The organism is Rhizobium sp. A37_96, assembly GCF_053521765.1.
On record NZ_JBNWDS010000005.1, the window covers coordinates 83,640 to 107,107 of the forward strand.

At 61.3% G+C, this 23,468-nt stretch carries 24 protein-coding genes; 7 read left to right on the forward strand and 17 right to left on the reverse strand.

The features are described from left to right. From ACQZ6J_RS16005 to ACQZ6J_RS16065, 13 genes are all read right to left on the reverse strand, one after another. On the reverse strand, positions 1–729 hold the full coding sequence (locus ACQZ6J_RS16005; RefSeq protein WP_163992509.1) for an SDR family oxidoreductase: 729 nt from the start codon (positions 727–729) through the stop codon (positions 1–3). 168 nt (positions 730–897) lie between these two features. Continuing rightward, the gene (locus ACQZ6J_RS16010) at positions 898–1,620 is read right to left on the reverse strand and encodes an AAA family ATPase (RefSeq protein WP_449084779.1); all 723 of its coding nucleotides are present in this window, start codon (positions 1,618–1,620) and stop codon (positions 898–900) included. A 149-nt stretch (positions 1,621–1,769) separates the two neighbouring features. Next, the gene (locus ACQZ6J_RS16015) at positions 1,770–2,852 is read right to left on the reverse strand and encodes a protein-glutamate methylesterase/protein-glutamine glutaminase (protein WP_449084780.1); all 1,083 of its coding nucleotides are present in this window, start codon (positions 2,850–2,852) and stop codon (positions 1,770–1,772) included. A 5-nt stretch (positions 2,853–2,857) separates the two neighbouring features. Continuing rightward, the gene (locus ACQZ6J_RS16020) at positions 2,858–3,709 is read right to left on the reverse strand and encodes a CheR family methyltransferase (protein ID WP_449084781.1); all 852 of its coding nucleotides are present in this window, start codon (positions 3,707–3,709) and stop codon (positions 2,858–2,860) included. A 12-nt stretch (positions 3,710–3,721) separates the two neighbouring features. Further along, complete coding sequence (locus tag ACQZ6J_RS16025; RefSeq protein WP_163992517.1) at positions 3,722–4,231, reverse strand: chemotaxis protein CheW; 510 nt, start codon at positions 4,229–4,231, stop codon at positions 3,722–3,724. Next, positions 4,232–6,079 carry a methyl-accepting chemotaxis protein gene (locus ACQZ6J_RS16030; RefSeq protein WP_449084782.1) on the reverse strand — a complete coding sequence of 616 codons (1,848 nt, stop codon included), beginning with the start codon at positions 6,077–6,079 and terminating at the stop codon, positions 4,232–4,234. A 201-nt stretch (positions 6,080–6,280) separates the two neighbouring features. Further along, positions 6,281–8,002, reverse strand: a complete 1,722-nt coding sequence (locus ACQZ6J_RS16035) for a methyl-accepting chemotaxis protein (protein ID WP_449084783.1) — start codon at positions 8,000–8,002, stop codon at positions 6,281–6,283. A gap of 25 nt (positions 8,003–8,027) precedes the next feature. Then, entirely contained in the window at positions 8,028–8,540 is a 513-nt protein-coding gene (locus ACQZ6J_RS16040) for a chemotaxis protein CheW (protein WP_163992523.1), read from the reverse strand. Next, positions 8,537–10,564 (reverse strand): chemotaxis protein CheA, encoded by a 2,028-nt coding sequence (locus ACQZ6J_RS16045; RefSeq protein ID WP_449084784.1) that lies wholly within the window; start codon positions 10,562–10,564, stop codon positions 8,537–8,539. The genes ACQZ6J_RS16040 and ACQZ6J_RS16045 overlap by 4 nt, the downstream gene beginning before the upstream one ends. Then, on the reverse strand, positions 10,561–10,929 hold the full coding sequence (locus ACQZ6J_RS16050) for a response regulator (RefSeq protein ID WP_449084785.1): 369 nt from the start codon (positions 10,927–10,929) through the stop codon (positions 10,561–10,563). Before ACQZ6J_RS16050 ends, ACQZ6J_RS16045 begins: the two co-directional genes overlap by 4 nt. Then, the gene (locus ACQZ6J_RS16055; RefSeq protein WP_163992529.1) at positions 10,926–11,252 is read right to left on the reverse strand and encodes an STAS domain-containing protein; all 327 of its coding nucleotides are present in this window, start codon (positions 11,250–11,252) and stop codon (positions 10,926–10,928) included. Before ACQZ6J_RS16055 ends, ACQZ6J_RS16050 begins: the two co-directional genes overlap by 4 nt. Then, positions 11,249–12,331, reverse strand: a complete 1,083-nt coding sequence (locus tag ACQZ6J_RS16060) for an HD domain-containing phosphohydrolase (protein ID WP_449084786.1) — start codon at positions 12,329–12,331, stop codon at positions 11,249–11,251. The genes ACQZ6J_RS16055 and ACQZ6J_RS16060 overlap by 4 nt, the downstream gene beginning before the upstream one ends. Before the next feature lie 224 nt (positions 12,332–12,555). Beyond that, complete coding sequence (locus ACQZ6J_RS16065; protein ID WP_449084787.1) at positions 12,556–13,539, reverse strand: helix-turn-helix transcriptional regulator; 984 nt, start codon at positions 13,537–13,539, stop codon at positions 12,556–12,558. Positions 13,540–13,784: 245 nt separating this feature from the next. On the opposite strand from ACQZ6J_RS16065, the gene ACQZ6J_RS16070 reads away from it, so the two are divergent. Both ACQZ6J_RS16070 and ACQZ6J_RS16075 read left to right on the forward strand, forming a co-directional pair. Further along, positions 13,785–15,521, forward strand: a complete 1,737-nt coding sequence (locus tag ACQZ6J_RS16070; RefSeq protein ID WP_449084788.1) for a hypothetical protein — start codon at positions 13,785–13,787, stop codon at positions 15,519–15,521. 311 nt (positions 15,522–15,832) lie between these two features. Further along, complete coding sequence (locus ACQZ6J_RS16075; RefSeq protein ID WP_449084789.1) at positions 15,833–16,162, forward strand: hypothetical protein; 330 nt, start codon at positions 15,833–15,835, stop codon at positions 16,160–16,162. Positions 16,163–16,322: 160 nt separating this feature from the next. Here ACQZ6J_RS16075 and ACQZ6J_RS16080 read toward each other — a convergent pair whose 3' ends face one another. Together ACQZ6J_RS16080 and ACQZ6J_RS16085 are read right to left on the reverse strand one after the other, a co-directional pair. Beyond that, positions 16,323–17,000 (reverse strand): O-methyltransferase, encoded by a 678-nt coding sequence (locus tag ACQZ6J_RS16080; protein WP_449084790.1) that lies wholly within the window; start codon positions 16,998–17,000, stop codon positions 16,323–16,325. Between the two features lie 277 nt (positions 17,001–17,277). Beyond that, positions 17,278–18,021 (reverse strand): adenylate/guanylate cyclase domain-containing protein, encoded by a 744-nt coding sequence (locus ACQZ6J_RS16085; RefSeq protein ID WP_449084791.1) that lies wholly within the window; start codon positions 18,019–18,021, stop codon positions 17,278–17,280. 168 nt (positions 18,022–18,189) lie between these two features. On the opposite strand from ACQZ6J_RS16085, the gene ACQZ6J_RS16090 reads away from it, so the two are divergent. From ACQZ6J_RS16090 to ACQZ6J_RS16100, 3 genes are all read left to right on the forward strand, one after another. Next, on the forward strand, positions 18,190–18,498 hold the full coding sequence (locus tag ACQZ6J_RS16090) for a hypothetical protein (protein WP_449084792.1): 309 nt from the start codon (positions 18,190–18,192) through the stop codon (positions 18,496–18,498). A gap of 148 nt (positions 18,499–18,646) precedes the next feature. Next, positions 18,647–19,279, forward strand: coding sequence for a TetR family transcriptional regulator (locus tag ACQZ6J_RS16095; RefSeq protein WP_449084793.1), 633 nt, complete (start codon positions 18,647–18,649; stop codon positions 19,277–19,279). Between the two features lie 182 nt (positions 19,280–19,461). Further along, positions 19,462–20,649, forward strand: coding sequence for an arabinose transporter (locus tag ACQZ6J_RS16100; protein ID WP_449084794.1), 1,188 nt, complete (start codon positions 19,462–19,464; stop codon positions 20,647–20,649). A 37-nt stretch (positions 20,650–20,686) separates the two neighbouring features. Here ACQZ6J_RS16100 and ACQZ6J_RS16105 read toward each other — a convergent pair whose 3' ends face one another. Further along, positions 20,687–21,334 (reverse strand): hypothetical protein, encoded by a 648-nt coding sequence (locus ACQZ6J_RS16105; RefSeq protein ID WP_449084795.1) that lies wholly within the window; start codon positions 21,332–21,334, stop codon positions 20,687–20,689. Positions 21,335–21,641: 307 nt separating this feature from the next. Beyond that, complete coding sequence (locus tag ACQZ6J_RS16110; RefSeq protein WP_449084796.1) at positions 21,642–22,361, reverse strand: CDP-diacylglycerol diphosphatase; 720 nt, start codon at positions 22,359–22,361, stop codon at positions 21,642–21,644. Positions 22,362–22,703: 342 nt separating this feature from the next. On the opposite strand from ACQZ6J_RS16110, the gene ACQZ6J_RS16115 reads away from it, so the two are divergent. Next, positions 22,704–22,907: a hypothetical protein gene (locus ACQZ6J_RS16115; RefSeq protein ID WP_163992541.1), complete on the forward strand. Its 204-nt coding sequence runs from the start codon at positions 22,704–22,706 to the stop codon at positions 22,905–22,907. Between the two features lie 92 nt (positions 22,908–22,999). Next, positions 23,000–23,269, forward strand: coding sequence for a PsiF family protein (locus ACQZ6J_RS16120; protein WP_163992542.1), 270 nt, complete (start codon positions 23,000–23,002; stop codon positions 23,267–23,269). Positions 23,270–23,468 lie beyond the last annotated feature (199 nt).

A 23,468-nucleotide genomic window follows, 5' to 3' on the forward strand; every position in this document is an offset into this window, starting at 1 on the left:
TCAGATATCCTGGATCTGCGGCAGGATCACGAGATCGCGAATGGTGACGTTGGCCGGGCGGGTCAGCATGAAGAGCACCGCGTCGGCGACATCCTCCGATCGCAGACCCTCGCGTGCCTTGACCTTGGCATCGATGGCGGCAGGGTCGGTGTAGCCCCAGAGTTCGTTCAGCACGACGCCGGGTGCCACGGAGCCGACGCGGATATTCTGCTTCATGGTTTGCCGCCGCAGCCCATGCACGAAAGCCTGGATCGCATGTTTGGATGCCGAGTAGATCGGCTCCCAATGGATGGCCTGATGTCCCGCAACCGAAGACGTCACGACGATCTGGCCGCCGCCTTGGGCGATCATGCCCGGCAGCACGGCACGGGCCAGCCGGAAGACCGAATTGACGTTGATGGCAATGAGCTCGTCCCAGGCGTCCGGATCGCCTTCGGCGACATCGCCGGGGATATAGAGGCCGGCATTGGGCAGGAGAATATCGATCCGGCCGAAGCGCTGGATGGTGGCATCGACGACGTTCTTGACGGCGCCCGGTTCGGTGAGATCCGCCGGCAACACCAGCACATCGCCGCCTGCCTTCTCGGCAACTGCCTTCAGCCTTTCGGCGGAGCGGCCGACGAGTGCGAGCTTCACGCCCTCTTCGGCGAGAGCCAATGCGGTCGTGCGCCCTATGCCGGAGCTTGCGCCCGTGACCAGCGCGACCTTGCCTTCAAGCTTCTGTGCCAAGATGTCCTCCCCGTTGGCGGGCTCTTGGAGGGCCTCCGCCTGTGGGGAGCCTAGGTAGCCTATTTCTACCCGTCAATAAAAAATCTTTTCTCACGTAAATTTTCGCGACGGAAAGCATCCACGTCCGGCTGTGCAAGCCAAGTCTTCCCAAAGCCGATCGGGCGCCTGTCAGGCCGAGCGTTTGAACTCCGCGGCCTTTGTCTTGTCGGCGATGCGGCCGCTATAGGGCAGGATGCGGCGCAGAACCTCCTGTGCCAGTGTCTGGGCGTTTTGTTGCGCCTTGTCGAGATTGCTGACCGTTGCGGGATCGATCGAATAGAGGGTCTGGCCGTAGCCGAAAACTTCGCGATAGGCCGCGCGTTCGATGATGGGCGTGGACAGCACATGCACGCGGCGGCTGGACAGCAGTTCCTTCACGGAGTGCAGCGCGCGGGTGGTGACCATCGGATTGACGCGGGTCAGGACCACCGAATGAGGGATGCGGATATCGGCCCGATCCTCCAGATATTGGAGAAGCTCGATGACGTTGGTGGCGCCTTCCGCATCCATTGCTGAGCCCTGCACGGGGATGAGCACGTAGTTCGAATAGCCAAGCGCCTGCGCAAGCAGCGGGCTGCGGGCGCCGGGCAGGTCGATAAGAAGGAAGTCGACTTCGTCGCGAAGCTTGCGCGCATGCTGCCCGAGATTGCCGGCGGTCACGTAGGAAATGACGGAGAGCGAGGAGGGCGCCCTCGCGCCGAGCCGCTCGTGCCATTTGGAAATCCACAATTGCGGATCCGCATCCAGGATAGCGACCGAAAAGCCCATTCGGGCGAGCTCGCAGGCAACGATGACGACGGCAGTGGTCTTGCCGGCGCCGCCCTTGGTGTTGGCAAAGGTCAAAACGGCCATGGGAACTCCCTGGGCAGATCGGATGGGCAACTCAATGCGGTGGACGAGGAGCTTTCATGGCTTGCCGGGATCGTTACGCATTTATGGTTAACAAACTCTTTTGAACGAGGCCGCGACCGGTCCCGTCGCGACCTTGCATGTGGTCATCGCTAGCGGCGTTTGTCCGCCGCCAGGATTTCCCGGGCGATCTGGGTCAGTCCGACGGTACGGTCGACGCCGCCATGGGCGATCGCCTCCTTGGGCATTCCGAAGACGACGGAGCTCTCCTCATCCTGCGCCACGGTGAACGCGCCGGCATCGTGCATTTCCTTCATGCCCCTTGCGCCGTCGTCGCCCATGCCGGTCATGATGACACCCATGGCATTGCCTGCCGCCGAGCGGGCGGCCGAGCGGAAGAGCACATCGACGGAAGGGCGATGCCGGGAGACGAGGGGGCCGTCCTTGATCGCAACGACATAGCGCGCGCCCTGGCGCTCCAGAAGCATGTGCTTGCCGCCCGGCGCAATCAGCACATGGCCGCGCAAGACGGCGTCGCCATGTTCCGCCTCCTTCACCTCCACCTCGCAAAGGCTGTTCAGGCGCTTGGCAAAGGCGGCGGTGAATTTCTCCGGCATGTGCTGGACGATGACGATGCCGGGCGTGTTGGCCGGAAGCGCCACGAGCAGTTCGCGCAGCGCCTCGGTGCCACCCGTCGACGCCCCGACGCAGACGATCATTTCCGTCGTCTTGGCCATGGCCCTGCCGCTTGGCGGCGGAAGCACGACATCGGCCGTCAGCTTGGCCGTCGGTCCGCTCTGCACAGTCGCGCGGCGGCGCATTGCGCCGAGCCGTGCCGCTGCCGCACCCTTGACCGTCTCGCGGATCATTGCCGCCGATTCCGCAAGGTGGTCGGCGGCGGCGATCTTGGGTTTGAGGATGATATCGACGGCGCCGGCCTCCAGCGCCTGCATCAGGGTTTCCGAGCCGGCTTCGGTCAGGGAGGAACACATGACGACCGGGATCGGCCGTTGCGCCATCAGCTTGCGCAGGAAGGTGATACCGTCCATGCGCGGCATTTCGACGTCGAGCGTGATGACGTCCGGGATTTCTTCCTGGATCTTCTTCGCGGCCATGAAGGGGTCGGAGGCGGCGCCCATGACCTCGATCTCGGGATCCGCCGACAGGACCTGTGTCATGACCTGCCGGACGCTGGCGGAATCGTCGACGATGAGCACACGGATTTTCTTGGCCATGCGCATCAGACCTTTCTGAAGACGGTGTTGGCGACCTGCTTGACCGGCAGGTTGAGTCCGCTGATCGTTTCCGAATGGCCGACATAAAGGAAGCCGCCCGGCACCAGCTTCTCGCAGAGCCTGGAGAGCACCTTTTCCTGCGTCGGCTTGTCGAAGTAGATCAGGACGTTCCGGCAGAAGACGATATGAACCTTGTCGCCGATCTCATAGGCGCGATCCATGAGATTGAGGCGGCCGAAGCCGATTCTTGAGCGCAGCCTGGGGTGGATGCGAACTTCGCTGCGCTCGGGATCGCGCGCTTCCATCACGTAGCGGAGACGCCGCTGACGATCGACCGGATCGATCATCGTCGCTGGATAGACGCCTCTGCGCGCCGCCTTGAGGACATCGGTCGAAAGGTCGGTGGCGAGGATGCTGTATTCGGGCGCGCCACGGGCTTCGCGATAATCCTCCATCACCATGGCGATCGTATAGGGTTCGGCTCCGATCGAGCAGGCGGCACTCCAGATCCGCAAGCGACTATGTCCCGCAGCTAGAAGCTCCGGCAGGGCGGCATTCTCGAGATGCTCGAAATGCTTCGGCTCGCGGAAGAAATCCGTCTTGTTGGTCGTAACGGCGTCGATGAGGTGGATGGCTTCGCGATCGATGCCGCCACGCTTGAAAAGATAGTCGCAATATTCGTCGAGATCGCCGATTCCGGTTGCCCTTAACCGACGCCTCAATCGTCCTTCCAGCATCGTGAGCTTGCCGGGAGGCATCTTGATGCCGCTATAATCGTAGATATAGCGGGCGAGCTGGTCGAAATTCCGCCGGCTCAGCCCCTTGTCTCCGTAGTTTCTCTGATCCTGTACTGCCACTTCACGTCTCACTCAAACAGCAGCGAACTCGGTGGCCTTCTGGCCGGCACCCACTCCCATCAACGACACCTTGTCGCTCGATGAAAAGAGTTTCGCGAGATCGATGATGACGACGAAGCCCTCATCGCGGCGCACCACGCCGGCGATGTACTCGGACGGCCAACGCACCCCGATATCGGGGGCGCTTTCGACGGACTGATGCTTGAAGGACGTGACTTCGAAGACGCGATCGGCGACGAGGCCAAGGGTCAGAACCTTGTCGGCGATCGGAATGTCGATGACGAGGATGCGGGTATGCGGCGTCTTCGTCGTGGCCGACATGCCAAGCCGCAGGCGCAGGTCTATGACCGGCACGCCCTGACCGCGCACGTCCCGCAGACCGAGCAGATAGTCCGGCCCGTGCGGAATGCGAAAGGCATCCTGATGGTCCAGGATTTCCCGGACCACCGCGACCGGCACGGCGAAGTATTCTTCGCCGAGGCCAAACGTCACATATTGCGCTTCGGTGCTGGTTGCAGCCATTTATGCGCTCTCCTTGAAGTCGTTGTCGTCGGCGTCCGGCCCGCCCATGGACATATCGAGGGTGAAGCCCTTGAGGCGCGCCTGCTGCGCGGCGACGCTGTTGTCGGCGCGGGCAGCCGGTGTTCTGCCGATCGGTGGCTTGGCGGCAGGCCTGGCCTTGGCCGGACCGGCGGCGTGATGGACGGGGCTGTGGACCGGGGCGTGCATCGCCTGGGCCTTGCGGGCATTGGCCTGCTCGACCTTGAAGAAGGCGATGGACGCCTGCAGCTCCTCGGCCTGGGCGGCCAGTTCCTCGGAGGTTGCGGACATCTCTTCCGACGCGCCGGCATTCTGCTGCGTCACCTTGTCGAGCTGCTGGATCGCCTCGTTGATCTGCGATGCGCCGATATCCTGCTCGCGGCAGGCGGCCGAGATTTCCGCGACCAGTTCGGCCGTCTTGCGGATATCGGGGACGAGGCGGGTCAGCATCTCGCCAGCCTCGGTCGCGACCGTGACGGTCTTGCCCGAGAGGCTGGAGATTTCTGCGGCCGCCGCCTGGCTGCGCTCGGCAAGCTTGCGCACTTCGGAGGCGACGACGGCAAAGCCGCGGCCATGCTCGCCGGCACGGGCGGCCTCGACGGCGGCGTTGAGCGCGAGCAGGTCGGTCTGGCGCGCGATTTCCTGAACGATGGAGATCTTTTCGGCGATGGTGCGCATGGCGTTGACGGCACGATCGACGGCCTGGCCGCTGATCTCCGCGTCCTTTGCGGACTGGCGGGCGATCTTCTCGGTCTGGGCGGCGTTGTCGGCGTTCTGCTTGATGTTGGCGGCCATCTCTTCCATGGAAGCGGAGGCTTCTTCGGCGGAAGAGGCCTGCTCGGTTGCGCCCTGGGAGAGCTGTTCGGAGCCGGCCGACAGCTGCTGGCTGCCCGACGAGACGTTGTCGGAAGCCGACAATGCATCGGCCACCACACCCCGAAGACGCTCGACCATCAGCTGAAGCGAGATACCGAGGGTATCCTTCTCCGACATCGGCTTCGGCTTGACCGTCAGGTCGCCGTTGGCGATCTGGTCGGCGATCGTCGCGGTGTTGCGCAGATTGCCCGTCATGACGTTGATGGTGTCGACAAGATCCTTGATCTCGTCATTGGTCTTGATCTCGATATCCTGGTTGAGATCGCCGATCGCCACGCCTTCGGCGACGGCCTGGATCTTCTTCAGGCCGCGATTGATGCCGACTGCGATCCAGATGGCGATCACCGTCGACAGCACGAACATGACGGCCAGCGAGGTCAGCAGAAGGTTGCGCGCGAAGGCGTATTGATTGTCGGTCGCCTCGTCGGTCTCCCGCAGATCCGCGACAATCGATTGGTTGATGGCCTCGACGGCCTCAAGGAGAGCGGTCGTTGCCTTGCGGCCTTCGTCCATGGAGAGTTCTGCAGCCTTGCGATTGCTTTCCTCGGTATTTTCCACGGCCAGCTTCAGGACCTGCTCGTCCACCTGTTTCCAGACGGGAAACTGCTTGGAGAATTCCCCGATCTTGGCGGTGACCGTTTGATCCTTGCTCTTGGACAATTGCTGAACGAGCTGGTCGATCTTTGTCTCGTCTGTATGAACGTCGTCGATATAGCCGCTGATCGCCTGCGGATCGGTGTTCAGGATGGCATTCTTTTCGCTGCGGATCGCATTCAAGACGGCGGTCGACAGATCGCCTGACGTGCGCAGATCGGTGGCGGGACCCTGGATGATTTCGGAAATCGCGGAATTGAGCGATGACAGGCTCATGATCGCCAGGGCCGACATGCCGGTTGACAGCAGAATAAGAAAGCCGAAGGCGAGGGCCAGTTTAAGTTTGATGGTGAAGCGCATCTCTAAAAACTCCTGGAGGCGGAGAGGTTTGATGATCGAGGGTTGAATAGGCAGACGGGGAGCCGTCTTGATGCGCGAAGACCGATACATTCACCCTTCCGCGAACCGGGAGCCGGTTCTTGAGGCCTGCTGAGACATTCGCCGGCCTTTCTTGACCCGGCGCCTTCCGGCGCCGGATCCTGTCGGTATCAAGCCAGCCGCTCAGGCGCTCTGGCGGAAGTCGTTGTCGTCGGCGTCCGGGCCGCCCATGGACATGTCGAGGGTAAAGCCCTTGAGGCGCGCCTGCTGCGCGGCGACGCTGTTGTCGGCGCGGGCGGCCGGTGTTCTGCCGATCGGTGCCTTGGCGGCAGGCCTGGCCTTGGCCGGACCGGCGGCGTGATGGGCGGGGCTGTGGACCGGGGCGTGCATCGCCTGGGTCTTGCGGGCATTGGCCTGCTCGACCTTGAAGAAGGCGATGGAAGCCTGCAGCTCCTCGGCCTGGGCGGCCAGTTCCTCGGAGGTTGCGGACATCTCTTCCGACGCGCCGGCATTCTGCTGCGTCACCTTGTCGAGCTGCTGGATCGCCTCGTTGATCTGCGATGCGCCGATGTCCTGCTCGCGGCAGGCCGCCGAGATTTCCGCGACCAGTTCGGCCGTCTTGCGGATATCGGGGACGAGGCGGGTCAGCATCTCGCCGGCCTCGGTCGCGACCGTGACGGTTTCGCCCGAGAGGCTGGAGATTTCTGCGGCCGCCGCCTGGCTGCGCTCGGCAAGCTTGCGCACTTCGGAGGCGACGACGGCAAAGCCGCGACCGTGCTCGCCGGCACGGGCCGCCTCGACGGCGGCGTTGAGCGCGAGCAGGTCGGTCTGGCGCGCGATTTCCTGAACGATGGAGATCTTCTCGGCGATGGTGCGCATGGCGTTGACGGCGCGATCGACGGCCTGGCCGCTGATCTCCGCGTCCTTTGCGGACTGGCGGGCGATCTTTTCGGTCTGGGCGGCGTTATCGGCGTTCTGCTTGATGTTGGCGGCCATCTCTTCCATGGAAGCGGAGGCTTCTTCGGCGGAAGAGGCCTGCTCGGTTGCGCCCTGGGAGAGCTGTTCGGAGCCGGCCGACAGCTGCTGGCTGCCCGACGAGACGTTGTCGGAAGCCGACAACGCATCGGCCACCACACCCCGAAGACGCTCGATCATCGAGTTGACATGTCCAAGGAGCTCGCCGATCTCGTCCCGGGTTGCGATTTCGGCAAATTCCGTCAGATCGCCATCGGCGACGGTCTGAACCGTCTTCACCGCGCGGTTTATGCCCTTGTTGATCGAAACGACGATCCAGATTGCCGAGACAAGCGCAATGACCGAGGCCGCAGCGGCTATGAGGATCAGGATCGAGCGCGCTTTCGCATAGGCATCGGCGGCATCGACATCCGCCTGCTTCAGTCTCGCACGCTCGGCATCGAAGACCTGGGCCAGGATGTTGTCGATCTTGGTGCTTGCTTCGCGTGCCTCGTTTGACGAGATCTGATGCGCGCCGGCGCTGTTGCCGGCAAGCATCAGGCTTCGAATGCGGTCGTCGGCATCGCGCCAGACGGCGGAGAGGTCCTTGACCTGCGTCCAGTAAGCCATGTCCTGATCGGTCGTATTGGCCAGAATCTTGGCGAAGTCCGCGTCGAATGCGGCGCGCGCGGCGTCGCTCTTTGCGATATAGCCCTTTGCTTCATCGACGGATGCGGACAGCACGATGTTTTTCTGCTGCCGGAGCTGCTGCAGGATAGCGATGTCGAGATTCTGGGCGAGCCGCAGGCGTTCGGCAGGTCCCGTCAATGTATCGGACCAATTGTCGTTCACCTGGCCCAGAGTTGCGACGCTGTAGACGGCCGTGCCAAGAAGCATGGCGATCACCACAGCAAACGTTAGAAGCAATTTGAGCTTGATCGTAAAGCGCATCTTTTGGCCCCCTTGCCTTGGAAATTCACGCTGTTGCTCTGACCGCAACCATCCGCTGCGATGAGAAAATCGCCTGGAGGTTCGGAACGATGATGAATTCGCCGTCGCGTTTCACGAGGGCGTGGATGTAGTCGGCGCGCCAGCGCATGCCGATGACGGGCGGCGGCTCGCTCGCCGCCTGCGAAAGCTGTGTGACTTCATGCACCTTGTCGGTGCGGATGCCGATCAGCGTCGTCTCGCCGTCCAGTTCGAGCTCGGTCACGACGATGCGGCTGTCGATGGTGACATTGGCCGCTTCCATGCCGAAGGCGATGCGGATGTCGGCAAGCGGAATGACCTTGCCACGGAAGTTGATGACGCTGCCGACGAATGGCAGGCTGCCGGGAACGCTCGTCTCGGGCAGCAGATCGAGAATTTCCTGGACGACGACGGCTTCGATGGCAAAGGTTTCGCCATTGAGGCTGAACGTCAGAACGGAAAGCTCGTCCGCGCCTTTCCAGATGGCACGATGGTCCGATTTTGCGTCTGCGTCGATCATCCTGCTGCCCGCAATTGCGCCTCCTGATGCTGTCCGGCCGTGATGAGATGGACGACGTCGAGGATCAGGGCCACGTTGCCGTCGCCGAGAATGGTGGCGCCGGAGAAGGTGGAGACCTGGTCATGGAGCTTCGACATCGATTTGATAACGGTCTGGTGGTCACCGATGATCTGATCGACGACGAGGCCGACCCGCTCGCTGCCGGTCGAGATCACCACCACCTTCTGGTAAGGGTCGGGCTCTGTGCCGGTGCGGAAGAGCTCGCGCAAGCGCAGGAACGGGACGAGATCGTCGCGCAGCGAGATGAAGCTTCGGCCGCGTGAGCGCAGATCCTGTTCGACCGACAGTTCCAGGCATTCCTCAACGGCTGCGAGCGGGATGACGTAGCGCCCGTTTCCGACGCGAACGAGGAGGCCGTCGATGATGGCGAGCGTCAAGGGAATGCGCAGCGCGATCTCTGAGCCCTTGCCGAACTCGCTTGTGACGTCGATCGCTCCGCGCAGCGTCTCGATCGTCTTCTTCACCACATCCATGCCGACGCCGCGGCCGGAAAGATTGGTGACCTTTTCCGCCGTCGAGAAGCCGGGCTGGAAGATCAGCTGCAGCAGCTCCTTGTCGGAAAGCTGGGCGCCGGGCTGGATGAGGCCGTTGGCTTCCGCCTTGGCGCGCACCTTCTGCCGATCGATGCCGCGTCCGTCGTCCTTGATGGAGATGACGACTTCGCTGCCGGTTTGATGCGCCGAGAGAATGACGCGGCCCATCATCGGCTTGCCGGCGGCAACACGGTCATCCGGGTTTTCCAGCCCGTGATCGATGGAATTGCGGACGAGATGAACGAGCGGATCGGCCAGCCGGTCGATGACCGTCTTGTCGACCTCGGTGCTTTCTCCCTCGGTGACGAGTTCGATGTCCTTGCCCGTCTCGCGGGCGAGATCGTGGACCAGCCGGCGGAAGCGACTGAAGAGGCTTGCGACCGGCATCATGCGCAGGACCATCATCGTGTCGCGCAACTCGCCAGCCAGGCGTTCGATTTCCTCCGAGACCGAACGCAGGCCGAGGTCCGCAACCGAATTTGCCATCTGGCTCAGCCGCGACTGGGCGATCACCAGCTCTCCGACGCGATCCATCATCTCGTCGAGGCGCAGAGCGGGTACGCGAACATTGTCTGCTTGCTTCTGGGACTTCGCGTCGGCGGGCGGAGCCTTGCCAGTATCGGCCAGCGGTGGGGCCGCCGCCTTCGACGGCTCGTCCTCGATTGGTCGTTCCGGCGTTGCCGCGATGGGTGCCGGATCCGCTTTCCTCGAGGCCTGAAGCTCTTTCAGTTCCATCGTCATGTCGTCCATGACGAAGATGAAGACGTCTTCGATCTCTGAGCGCGGCTTTTCGGTTGTCAACTGGACCGTCCAGCCGATGTGGAGATCGCGCGGCTCCAGGTCCGGAAGCAGCGGAATGGCGTCGGTGCCGGCCTCGATCCGGCACTCGCCCAGATCGCGCAGCTCATCCAGCAGTCCAAGCGGATTGGTGCCGTTGACCATCGAACCGACGGGCAGGCTGAATGCCAGATGCCATGTCTTGGTGCCGCCGGCGTTTACGACTTCCGCTGTCGCCGCCGTTGCGCCGGCAGATGGCGCCGCCGCGCTTTGCAAGCCGTCTGTGCCAACGGCCTGGCGCAGTTTTTCCAGCAGAACGGAGCTCATGGTTTCGTAGTCGCCGTTCGGGTTCTGCAACAGCGCCTGCATGTGGCCCTGTGCGTCGAGCACGGCGCCGACCAATTCCTTCGTGGCGGGTGCCTCGCCCTTGCGAACCCGGTCGAAGGCGGTTTCGCAATGATGGGTAAAAGCGGCCAGTTGATCGAAACCGAACATGGAGCCCGATCCCTTGAGCGTATGCAGGCCCCTGAAGACCGTATCGATCTGAGCCCGGTCGCTCAGGTCGCGCATCAGATCGAGCAGGCCGGCCTCGATCAGCTCCAGCTGTTCGGCGGCCTCTGTCCTGAAGACTGCGATCGGGTCGAGTTCGTTCATTTGCCGAGAACCTTGCGCACGATCTTGATGAGGGTTTCGGGGTCGAAGGGTTTCGTCAGCCAGCCCGTCGCGCCTGCCGCCTTGGCCTGCTGCTTGAGATCGCCGTCGGATTCCGTGGTCAGGAAGACGACCGGCGTTCCCATGTATGCCGGCAGCTGCCGGAGGCTGCGGATCATGGTCAGGCCGTCCATGTTCGGCATGTTGAGATCGGTGATGATGAGATCGAAACTGCCTGATTTCAGCTTGTTGAGGCCATCGGCGCCGTCGACCGCTTCGGTGACGGTATATCCGGCATTGGTGAGCGCGATGCGCGTGGTCAGCCGAATGCTGGCGGAATCATCGACGGTGAGAATATTTGCGCTCATGCTGCTTTTCCTTCTAGCCAGAAACTGTCTTTTTGCCGGTCTCCGCAAAGAAGACCCGCGCGTTGCAGGACGGTCAGAAAATTGCCGTCCGCCGGTTTGTTCAGCGCGACCGTCACGCCGGCGCCGCTCGCCGTTTGCCGGGCCGATAGAAGCAGTTGGGGCAGGGTGAGGTCGATCTCCTCGCTGCCATCGATATCGATGACGAGCGATCGGCTCCGCAAAGCCGCTTCCTGAAGATAGACTTGGATGATGTCTCTGACATTGGCGATCGTCTTGATCGTCAGCGGGCCGTGGAGACGTAGAACTTCGGATTGTCCGCTCATGCTGAACCTCGGGATAGCTGAAGGTCTGGAACCGTTGCCGTTGCGTTGTCGTCCTGCCGGAATTCGAAGAGGGCTTTGATATCCATCCAGCAGCGACAGAAGGCGGCAACGCAGGCAGGATCGAAATGGGTTCCGCTGCTGTTGACGATCTCGCGGAATGCGTCGGCGATCGGCCAGGCTGCCTTGTATGCCCTCTTCGAGCAGAGAGCGTCGAAGACATCGGCGATCGCGACGATGCGCGCCTCGATCGGGATGGACGTCCCCGACAGACCTTTCGGATAGCCGGCGCCATCCCATCTTTCGTGATGGCTTTCGGCGATCTTGCGCGCGACCTGGATCAGCTCGCTGGGGCTGTCGCTGAGAATATCGGCGCCGAAATCCGTGTGCTGCTGCATCTGCTGCCGCTCTTCCGCGCTCAAGGGGCCGGGCTTGGACAGAATGGCGTCCGGCAGGCCGATCTTGCCGACATCGTGCAGGGCGCTGGCAAGAAATATCATGCGGCATTGGCCGGCATCCAGGCCGACTTCTTCGGCGATCATCCGCGCGACGATCGCCACGCGGTCCAGATGGTCCGCCGTCTCCCCATGACGGCAGGCGATCGCCTTGGACAGGCGCCAGATTATCTCTTCCTCATGCCGCTCGACCCGCTTCATCGCGGCATCGAAATCACGTTGCAGCGCCGCGGCCTTCGTCGCCAGCGCCAATCGCTCTTCACCGATGCTGAGGATATTGCGGACGCGGATCGTCAGCTCGGTCTCGTCGATCGGCTTGTTCAGGAATTCCGTGGCCCCCGCCTTCATCGCCGCCAGCTTGATATCGGCCTCCTTGCGGGAGGTAATCATGATTGCAGGCACATGCGCGGTAAGTTTGTTCTTACGCAAATGAGTGATGACCTCGACACCGTTCATGCCTGGCATCATGTAATCGACCAGGATGAGGTCCGGAGTCTTGTCTTCGAGCCGTGCCAGAGCCTCGTTCGGGTGGAGGAACGACACGACCTCGCTGCCCTTGATGGCTTCGACAGCCCGGCGAAGCGTGGCTACAACGGAAGGACTGTCATCGATGACGAAGACGCGCATGATTACCCCGCGGAGCGCCCGCGACACACACGGATCTACTCACGATATTCGGCTTGGAGGTTGCTGGAGGCCTTTCTCATGAAAGGGCCGCGTCACAATGATTGTGAATCTTGGCTGAGGTAACCAAATCGTTAAATGGCTAACGGTGTGTTAAACTCGCTCTCAACCTGTGATCGTTTCTGCAATTAACTGCGATAAAATGATAAGATTGCGTTTTTCTGATATTAAATATTGCCGGTAGTATCGAGGCTGCGACGACTGCTGCGCGTCGATGACGGCGAAACGCCGTACATGGCGCGATAGCGAGCGGCAAAATATCCCATATGACTGAAACCCCAGCGTGCGGCGATGTCGGATATGTTCTCCTCGGTATCTCCGCGAAGCAGATCATGGTGGATCTGCTGGAGCCGTAGGCGCTGCACGTAGGTCTGAGGGTTCATGCCCATGTTTTGTTGAAAGGAAAGCTGCAGGCTGCGCACGCTCTGCCCGGCATTCCTGGCGATATCCGCCACCGTGAATTCATCGCCCAGATGGGTCTGGATCCAGTCCAGTGCCCGCTTCAGGTTGCGAGGGCGTGCGCTCTGGATCATGGTTTTCTGGGCCGATCGCGGCCATGACTGCACAAAGGCCGTTATCAGCGCCTCCATGAAAAGGGAGGCGCCCAATGGAGAGGCGGCAAAGGGATGCTCGCCCGCTTCCAGAAGCAAAGCCGCCATGCGGTGGATCGTCCGCACTCCCGCATCGCCGATCTCGGTCATTGTATCGAAGCGCCGGAAAAACAACTCAGGGTCGTCCTTGCCGATATCGATCAGGGGCAGGCAATGGATGCGCGGTATGGCAAGCGCGATCTTGCGGGCGCCCTTGGAAGCCTTGAGCCTCGTGGAGCCGGGGCACAGCAGCATGAAGGTGGTGCCTGCCTTGGCCGTGAACTCCAGATCGTCGGTTTCGATATGAAATACGCCGTTTTCGACAAAGTGCAGTTCTATGCGATCCGAGGGATGAAACAGGTAGTGGATTTCATAGCCCGTCTCCGAAAAGATCCGCCAGGCAGCCACTTTTCGGATCGTCGCCAGGGTAACATCAAGATGAAAGTGCGGGTCGTCCGGCCTGCGTTCGAAAACGACGGATATATCGGCCTTCCTCAATCTTTCCTGCAGATCCACGGGTTCGCAGGACGACCATGCATATTTCTCGACGGCTATGTTCATCTTACTCAATCAGCATTACCGGCTCGTTTGCGGGCGAGATGGCAAGCAAGCCCGACTGATGGCCTGCATGAAGACGTTGTGTACCCGGCGCCCTCTATAGGGTTCGGGTCTTGCCCAGGGCTTTCCCGCCGGCATATGACGGTGCAGTTGCGAGCGGCTGCCTTGTTTCGTCTTCCGCGTTAACTCCGTGTTTTTCTGTTCGTCCTAGTTTGCCGGGGACAGTCCCAGGCGGAGTCCCGAACAGTATGGCGTATGCAGCGACAAGCCGACAATTTACCCCTTCGACGGATAGCTTCGTCGATCGATTGGAAAGCGCGCGATTACAGATCGAGCAGCGCTTTCTGGATGGCGGCGCAGTCCTCATCACAGTCACGGAAGCCCTGGCCAAACTTGTCAGCCTGCTGGAACATATCGGCAATTCGCTGAAGGAGGAGAATGCGGCCGACGCCACGGCGCGGCTGCTCCAGACGGTGGATCTGCTGAACAAGCTGCCGCCGGCGGAAGCGCGGCGCCAGGAGTGCGTGACCTCCATCGGCCAGACGGGACAGCAGCTTGCGGAACATGTGCTTTCGATGGAAGAAACGCTGCGCTATCTCAGAACCTTTGCCGCAACGGCAAAGATAGCAGGCGCGCGCATTCCGGATTTTTCCAGCTTCGCCAGCGAAATCGTCGAGCGCATCGAATTCGCCGCCAAGGAAGTCAAGGCGCTCTCCCTGCAGATCCGTTCGCTGGAAGAGCAGATCGAATCCGCCACGGCGAACGAGGATGGGTCGCTGGCCCAGTATCTGAGCGGCATCCCCTCCATCGCCCAGCGGCTCGTCTCGAACGCCGAGGAAATCCAGGTCCAGCGCGGCAACCTTTCCGATCTCGCGGATACCGTTGCTGGTCTGGCTCGCAAGATTCAGAACAAAGTCGCTCATACGCTCTCGGCCATGCAGATCGGCGATATCACCCGGCAGAGGGTCGAGCATTGCCAGACCGCCCACGCGATTGCGGAGGCCTACCTCGCTTCCGAAGCGCCGGCCGGCCTTTCGGCGTCCGATCGCCAGCGCCTCTCGCAATTGGCAATGACGCTGATCTTCGAACTGCTCGGCGAGACGACCAAGGGGTTCGACCGCGAGACAGCAAAGATCGTGGATAACATCCGCAGCTTCAGCGGCGATATCGGCACGCTCCTCGACCTCTACCGGACGATGATGTCTCAGAGCGGACAGGACGGAAAAAGCCCGATCAATTCGCTGCGCGGCGATCTTTCAGCTGCCCGTGCAGTTGTCGACCGTATCGACATCGCCGCTGCCGGCGCCAATCGGCTCAGCGAAAAGACGTCCGAGATGGTGAAGGAGCTGACCACGAGCATTCAAACCATTCAGCTCGTGCGTCGTGACATTCAATACATGGCCCTCAACACCAATCTGCGCTGCGGCAAGCTGGGCGAAGAAGGACGGGCGATCAATGTCGTCGCCGGCGAGCTGCGGTCGTTTGCGTCGCTGCTCGATGAGGATGCGGAGAAGATACTCGTCGGGCTCGGCAGGCTTGAAACGCAGACCGTCGGTCTCAAGGGCTGGCGGCAGGGGGGAGAACAGGAAAATCCCTCCAGCCTCGGCGCATATCTGGATACAGCCCTTGCCCATATCGGCGAGGCCGGCGCTGCGATGGACCTCAATGTGCAGGAGCTCCGCAGCTGTGGCGAGGCCATGACCTCGCAAGTGACCGAAGTCATCGGCCGGCTGGATTTCCGGGCTGGGATCGGTGAAACCCTGGCCTCCTGCACCCACGAAGCCGGCCTGGCGCGCCGTGCATTTGCCGATATGACAGGCCTGGAAACACCCTTGGCCGTTATCTCCGAGCGTATCTTCAAGATCTACACCATGGCGGCGGAACGCGACATACATGCGGCCGTCTTCGGCGTGGTCGTCACCGCCGCCGAAAGCCCTTCGGCCTCGTCGAGCGACGAGGATCTGTTTGCGGACGCTCTCTTCTGAGTGCAGCGCAACGGGCCGGCATGACAGGCGAAGGCCGGAGACCGGCTTGCCGGCGTCCCTTTCGAAATCGGTCCGGCCTCCCGCGAAAGGCTGACGTTGTCTTGACGTTACGTTGACAATCCGGGCGCTGATGGTTCGGCGAAACCACATTGGCCGGGCCTTTGCATGAATCGGAAGACATCGATCGCCGAGACGGCGCGGCGCATGACTGGGGATAGGCGTCGCTCCAATTGCCGGAAGGCTCCAATCCCGCGCGTTTCATTCTTTCGATGATCGGGGAATCGGATGCCTGGTGTCGCCGGAATGCGACAATGCCGACCAAACGCATGTTACAAACCTTAATACAACGTTTCTTCACCTTTCCTTCGATAGGGGGTTACCTATTTACCGTGGCCATACCGCCCGACGCAACTGAAGCCGATGGGCGGATGGTGCAAAGGCCTGGGCAGGGTAAGAGTGATGGGATGGGGTTGGTAGATTGGGCATTGCGTGGAATGCTCGACATGGACGGTCGGCGCAGGACGCGGTCCCGCAGTGAGCATTATGAACCATGGGTCGTGCTCGCCGTGGAAAGCTTCGAACGGGAAATGCTGGTTTTCTACAGGCGTTCGCAGTTCAAGGTCATTCAAACGGCGGCGTGACAGGCATGGCGGGAGATCGAACCGTGGCACATGTTTGCTTGCGGAGCGATCGGACGACCGCTTGAACGGGCAATCCGATCGTCGATAATTCCAGTCCACTTTGAATGCGGATCAGGGCGTCACGAGTGCTGAAAATCCGCCTGCTGGCAGCGGAGAGGCATCAGCCAAGCCGCATGGACAGCTCGATATCCTCGGCAAAAGGCGTGGACATATATCCGCTGGATGGTGACCGCACCCAGGTCAGATAGTCGGGGCAGAAATCCGCATTGTCGGCAATCACCAGCGCTCCCGGCCTGAGCCGGCTTTCCATCAGCTTCAGAATGTCCGGATAGAGCGCCTTGGCACCATCGAGAAGCAACAGGTCGACAGTATCGGGAAGATCGGCGCTCAGCGTCTGCAGGGCATCGCCCTCACGGATTTCCACGAGATCGAGGAGGCCGCCGGCCGCCAGGTTCGCGCGCGCCCGTGCCACCTTGGAGGGCTCGAATTCCGTTGTGATCAACCGACCGCCGCCGTTGTCCCGTAGGGCCGCGGCAAGATGGAGGGTGGAGATGCCGAAAGACGTTCCGAACTCGACGATCGTTCGAGCGCCGGTGCTTCGCGTCAGCATATAGAGCAATGTCCCCGTTTCCCGGGAGATGGCGAGCGGTATGTCTTTTAGCCGCGCATAGAAGTCGAGGTAATCGCTCTTGCTGCGCACGAGCCGCGCGCGCTCCGCGCTGGACAGGCCGTTCCAGTAAGCAGCCACAGATGGAGTTGTTGCCGGCGATGCTGCATTGGCTTCCTCGAACAGGCGATCGAGCAATGATGCGAGCGGGGCGGTCGTCAGGGTGGTCATGTATGTCTCCGTCAGGATTGAAGATTTGCCGACAGCGAAAATACGAATAATTCATCGTGTTTTCTAATCGCGTTGACGGAGGTTGCGCCTGTGTATCACCTATGCATATGAATATGCTGATCAAATTCGGCGCTTGCGATCGCGAATATGCTGGCTTCCCGGCGATCGCCGTGCGCGCCATTCGCATTTTTAGTGGTGTCATGTGGGAGGCCGAATGTCGGCGACTTACGATCGCCGGCTCCAAGCTGAAATCCTCCGTTCGGTGCCGGATCCACGCTCAGCGATTCAGGTCATCGGAGATGCCGAAGCCGACGATGCTGACCGGATGGTCGAAGCCTCGCAGAGCATGACACCCGAAAGGCCGACATTCGATGCCCGCCGCTTCGGCGATATCGGCAGTCATCAGCATGGCCGCATCAAATTCCTTGGCGAGCGCCTGAAGCCGGGCCGAACGGTTGACAGGGGTGCCAATGATCGTGAACGAAAAACGTCCGGGGGAGCCGATGTTGCCGTGAACGACCTCGCCGATGTCGATACCGATCCGGGCTCGTAAAGGCGGGGACGTCTTTCGCGACGGCAGGGTATTGATGCGTTCGAGCGCCTTCAAGCCATCCAGTGCGGCATTCACCGCAGCCGCACATAGAGGTCGTTCGCTTTGTGGGTCCGGGATGGGAAAGAACATGACGACGGCATCGCCGACATGGCCGGACACCTGACCACCGGCGCGGGACACCGGCTGGGTGACCGCCTCGAAGAAAAGGTTGAGGTGGTCGATCAGGGAGCGCGGATCCAGACTTTCGGTCAATGATGTGAATTGGAACAGATCGCAGTAGATCACGATTGCACGGATTTGCTCGACTTCGCCAAGACCGACGCGACCGTCGAGCAGAGCGGTTGCGGCACTGGTGCCAAGATATGTTTGCAGCAGGGTGCGCGCCGCCGCAGCGTTCAGCCGCGCTCCCAGCGCCAGCGCGAAAACCGGTGTCACCAGATGCAGCAGGTCTATGTCCGCCGGGGTCAATCCGCCGGTTCGCTCCGTAATGAACAAGCTCATCACGTCGTCGAAAAAGCCGAGCGTGGCGTCGGGGGCAATATGGTTCGCAAAGGCTATGGCGTCCGTTGCTCCCGTTTGCCGAACACGGGCAAGGCGACCGCTGCCAGCATCGAGGCGAAGGACCGTTAGATCCTCTTGCAGCATGACCGCGAAGATGTCGCCGGCAAGGATATTTCCTTCGGTACCGCTGCTGTCTCTCTGCCAACGGATGAAGTGCTGGGCTCTTTCAGGATCGACGGCATCGCAGGCAACCTCGATCGTCGCAATATCGAGACCGGCTGCATTCAACGTGCGGCCAAGGAGGATTACGAGTTCCGAGTCGCTCGCACCGGCGAGTGCCGCTTCCACCAGGCCCTGGCTCGCACGCGAAAATGCGTCTGTCAGAGTGCCACCGCCGTCGGCTGGCTTGTGGGCTATTCGGTCTTTTGTCATCACGCTCTTTGATTTGTATCGCTGTCGCGCCGGCCGCGCTTGTCTAAAAATGGCGCCAGGGGCGTTATCTCAACCATATCGATATTTGCACGCGTCATTGCGCATTGGGCAAAATACGACTAACCCGTCGGTTTTCCTATTCGCATTGTCAGGCATCGACATGACGGATCGTCCAAGGGCGCGGATTTCTTCGCGAAAGCGGCCGAAGCAGGCGCGGTCGGCCGAGCTCGTTTCCGCAATCCTGAGCGCGGCGGCTCACGTTTTGGCAAAGGAGGGCGCCCAGCGTTTCACCACGGCGCGCGTCGCGGACAAGGCCGGCGTCAGCGTCGGATCCCTGTATCAGTACTTTCCCAACAAGGCGGCGATTCTCTTCCGCCTGCAGAGCGACGAGTGGCAGCAGACATCGGGCCTGTTGCATCGCATCCTTGAAGATGACGCAAGATCGCCGCCGGAGCGTCTGCGCGCGCTCGTCCACGCCTTCCTCCGCTCCGAATGCGAGGAAGCCGCGATGCGCGTCGCGCTCAATGACGCGGCCCCGCTTTACCGCGATGCACCGGAGGCGCAGGAGGCGAAGTCGTCCGGGGACCGGATCCTGCTTGCATTCATGCGCGAAGCCTTGCCGGGCGTCGAAGCGGCAACCCGGGCTCAAGCGGCTGACCTGATTACCGCCACGCTCAGCGGGGTCGGAAAGCGATTTTCGGAAAAGCCCCGGACGGCGCAGGAGATCGAGGCCTATGCAGAGGCCATGGCGGATATGTTCTGCGCCTATTTCGAAAGCCTCCAGCGTCGATAAGGAGCAGGGCATCGGCTGGCCGAGCTTCGTGTTGACACATATCCGCCAAGCGCCTATTGAAATGCCCAGCTGGCTCCGCCGGCCGTAAGCGTTTGACGTCAAGCAACGCACTCAACGATCCTCGTCGGTCGGAGTGCGTTTTTTTGTGCCTCCGCCGATCGAGGAAAAGCCTGGAGACTATCATGGCTTTTCAATCGACATCTGATCCGGCGCGCGGTCGTCTTCTGCTGCTGAGCGCCATTCTCTTCATCTCTTATCTTTGCGTCGGCATGTCGTTTCCGATCGTGCCGATCTACGTGACCGAGCAGTTGAAGCTCGGCAACGTCTGGGCCGGGCTCGGTGTCGGCATTGCGTTTCTCGCAACCATCGTCACGCGGGGTCATGCCGGCGGGCTTTCGGATCATCGCGGCGCCAAGGTCGCGGTTGCCCGCGGGCTGATGTTCTATATCGCGGGCGCGGTGATATCGCTCATTGCCGGCCTGCTGGTCGGTGCCCCGATGCCGTCGTTCCTTCTTCTTCTCGCAGGTCGTCTGCTTCTTGGTCTGGGCGAAAGCCTCGTCGCCGTCGGCGTGATCGCATGGGGTATCGGCATCGTCGGTCCGGGGCGTTCAGGCAAGGTCCTTGCGCTGGTGGGCGCCGCGATCTACGGCGCGCTTGCCGTCGGCGGACCGATCGGTCTGGCATTGTTCGACCGGTTCGGCTTTGCCGGGACAATGGGGATCAGCGCCGTTCTCCCCTTCCTCGGCTTGCTGGCGATCTCGCGCATTCCCGGCGTTGCTCCCCATCCCGGTGCGGAACGGCCGCCGCTTTGGAGTGTCGTCAACCGGATATGGCTGCATGGATCCATCGTATGCTTGCAGGGCATAGGCTTTGCCGCCATCGGTGCCTTCTTCACGCTCTACTTCCACGACCGCGGCTGGAGCTATGCCGGGCTGGGCCTGACGGCCTTCGGCGGCGGGTTCGTGCTGGTGCGCGTGCTCTTCGGCCATCTGCCGGATCGTATCGGTGGCTTGCCGGTCGCGGCCATGTCGCTTGCGGTCGAAGCGATCGGCCAGTTCCTGATCTGGAATGCAAACGATCCCATCCTTGCTCTGGTCGGTGCATTTCTCACCGGCCTCGGATGCTCGATGATCTTTCCGGCCATGGGCCGGGAGGTCGTTCGTCTGGTGGAACCGCATCTGCGCGGAACCGCGCTCGGCGGCTTCTCGGCATTCCAGGATCTCGCCTATGGGCTGACCGGACCGATGGCCGGCTTGTTGGCCGACAGGACCGGCTATGACAGCGTGTTCCTCGCCGGGACCGTTTCCTCGATCGCCGGCCTGTTGATCGCGCTCTCGCTTCGCAGGGGCCGTGCTGCCGCGTTCAACTGAACCGCATGGTGGTCCCCGCCGCCCGGCAGGGGGCCATCTAGCTTCCGGTCTTTACCGGCGATGTACCTTCGCCTGCCGTGGCGGTCGGCCATGTCGCATAATAATACTTGCCGTTGACGGTGCCGAAGAAGGCGTTTTGTCCGGTAGCCTTGTCGACGTAGCTGCCGTCGCTTGTCCTTATCAGGACGCCCTTGCCATCCCGCTTGAGATGTTCTTTCAGGAATTCGTTCCAGCCGTCCTTGGCGATCGCTTCAGGCTTGCCGGCCTTGCTGTTCTTGTCATCCGGGTTCCATGCATCGATGGCGACGCCCCTGGTGGGATCGAAGACGGACAGGTTTCCGCTCTTCAGGGCATTCAGCATCGATTTGGCCTGCTGGCCGCTGACGGGATCGCTGGAAGAAGCCTTCAGCCTGGCATTGAGGGCCTTCATGAAATCGTTCGATGCGATGTTGTCGTTCGGCTTCTGTGCCGATGGCGGGACGACAGTCTGCGTCGTTGCGTGATTCTTCGACAATCCGTTGAGGAGGATGCTCAGCTTGCTGTTGGAGTGAACCGAGCTGTAGGAATCGTCTGCAAGCGCGCTCACCGAGCGCGATACATCGCTCCCCGTTACCGTTCCGCCGTGCAGCGTTTTCATCGTGCTGTGTACGCTGAGAAGCCGCAGCGAATTGATGCTGTTCACCATGCCGATGTCCCCCGATGTCGCTCCGGCTCCCACTCTGCCGGAGCTCAGATTGCATGCACAAGCATGTATCATCCCTGGCTTGCACGGGGCTAACGCTGCCGATTCTACGTTGTATCGAAAGATCGGACGTACGGTTGGAAACGACCACATCTGCGATGTGACCGGGCTGCTGCTTGCCGGATCCGTATGTTCGCGCAGGGATTTCACCTCGCCTGCCGCAACCGGATCTCCGTGATCTCCCCCAGGGGGAGCGCCGGAAGTCAGGACATGCCGAGGCTACAGCATCGGGGCTGGCATCCCTTTGTTTTTAATGCATGATCGCGCAGCTATGATCCTGCACGTCCTCTCCGCCCATGCCGAGCGTGGCAACGTCAGTCAGCACGATGAAGCCGGGGCCGTCGGCGAAATTGGCGCCGACCACAACGAGATTGTGATCGCCCATTTCCTTTGCCGGATCCTTCAAGCTCTTGGCGAGCGCCAGGACCGGATTGAAATCGCCCAATGTCTCGCCCTTGACGCGGATTGCCGTGAATTCGTGACCGGCAATCTTGTCTGGAAGGGGCGCCCAGTCCGTTGCGATCTTGTCGGCGTCGGCCTTCAGGACCGCTCGCGCATCCGCGCTGATGCAATCGACATGGATATGCAGCTGGTTTTGCGAGCGGGCCTGCAGCGCGTTGATGGCGAGGCTCAGACCGTCGCGCGGGAGCGGGTGCGGCAGCCGGGCATTGACGTCATCCTGCTCGGCCCAGGCATCGGCAAAGAAATTATGCGTTGCCGGATCGAGGAGCGCCGGGCTTTCCATGCCGGTGATCTTGTCGGTGGGGATCAGGAGGAATTGCGCAACGCCGCGTAGATCCTTCAGCATGGCATAGTGCTCGGCCGTATTTACCGAAAGGCACGGCGCGGTCTGCACGACGCATTTATCGTGCACGATTTTCCACAGCACGTCGGAGTCGGCAAAGGCTGGAGCAAAGAGAAGGGGAAAAAAGGAAGCGGCAAGAGCCGTGACGCGACGCAAGAGTGTCATGGCATGGGATTTCCCTGGTTCAAATGGTTGGGCATCTTCGCAATGTCGCACGGCTTAGCATAGGCCCATTAGGCTGATGTGACGACGCGACGGCCGTGTATGTCAAATCCGGGCCGGATGGATGCGGTAGAGGTTGCAATATCAGTTTCGCTTCATTCTGGCTTCAGTCCGCTTTCAGTTTGGTTGCCTACATGGCAAGAGCCGGGGAAAACCATGCCTCGCCTCAGGGATGGAAAGGTATCCGCCAAAGTCTGGCCGCAGCCTTTCGGATGCCTGCGACGGGGTGTTCGCAACGTTCGACCGCCGCGATTCATCGCTGGTCGATATATTCTGGAGCTTAAAATGGGTATCGGAAAATTGATCGAGGAAGTAGCAGGTGCCGTCGCTGCCGAGGATGCCGCAGAGGCTGTCGACCCGAATGCCGGTTTCCTGACAAAGGCGGCCGCCGCCGTCGCCGGTTTCGAAGGCGTCAACAAGCTGACGGACGTGCTCAAGGAAAAAGAGCAGGAGCCGAGCGCCGAGAGCAGCGGCGACCAGAACGGCTGATCGCCGGCGGCGTTCTTTCAAACAGGCTCAGGCTTGGCATTCATAATCAACTCCATGTCCGTTGAAGCGGCATCATTCTCAAAGGAATTTTAATGAAACTCTCCAGAACACTTGCATTCGTCGGCGCCCTTGCCCTTGCAGGCTCTGCCTTCGCCGCCTCTCCGGCTCCAGCCCCTGCCGCAACGACAGCCGCTGCGCCTTCTGCCGCTTCAACGACCGTCAAGCCCGCCGCAACGGCGACGACGGACAAGCAGGCCGTTTCGAAAAAATGCTCGGCCGACGCCGATGCAAAGGGTCTGCATGGAAAGGCCCGCAAGAAATTCCGCCAGGATTGCAAGGCGGCTTCGAAGAAGAAGAGCTGATTGATCAATCCATCGTAAATCGACTTGGAAGCCGGGCTCTCGTCCCGGCTTTTTTGTTTTGCCGCAGTGGTTGCAACATCTTGGCTCGACGGCGAACGTCCCGCCACTCGGCTCCCGTTGAGATCGGGCGCGCGGGGTGTGCATCCCTCGATTGCGCCTTCGCCATCGGTTTGTCCCTGGACGTCGGGGCTTGACGAAA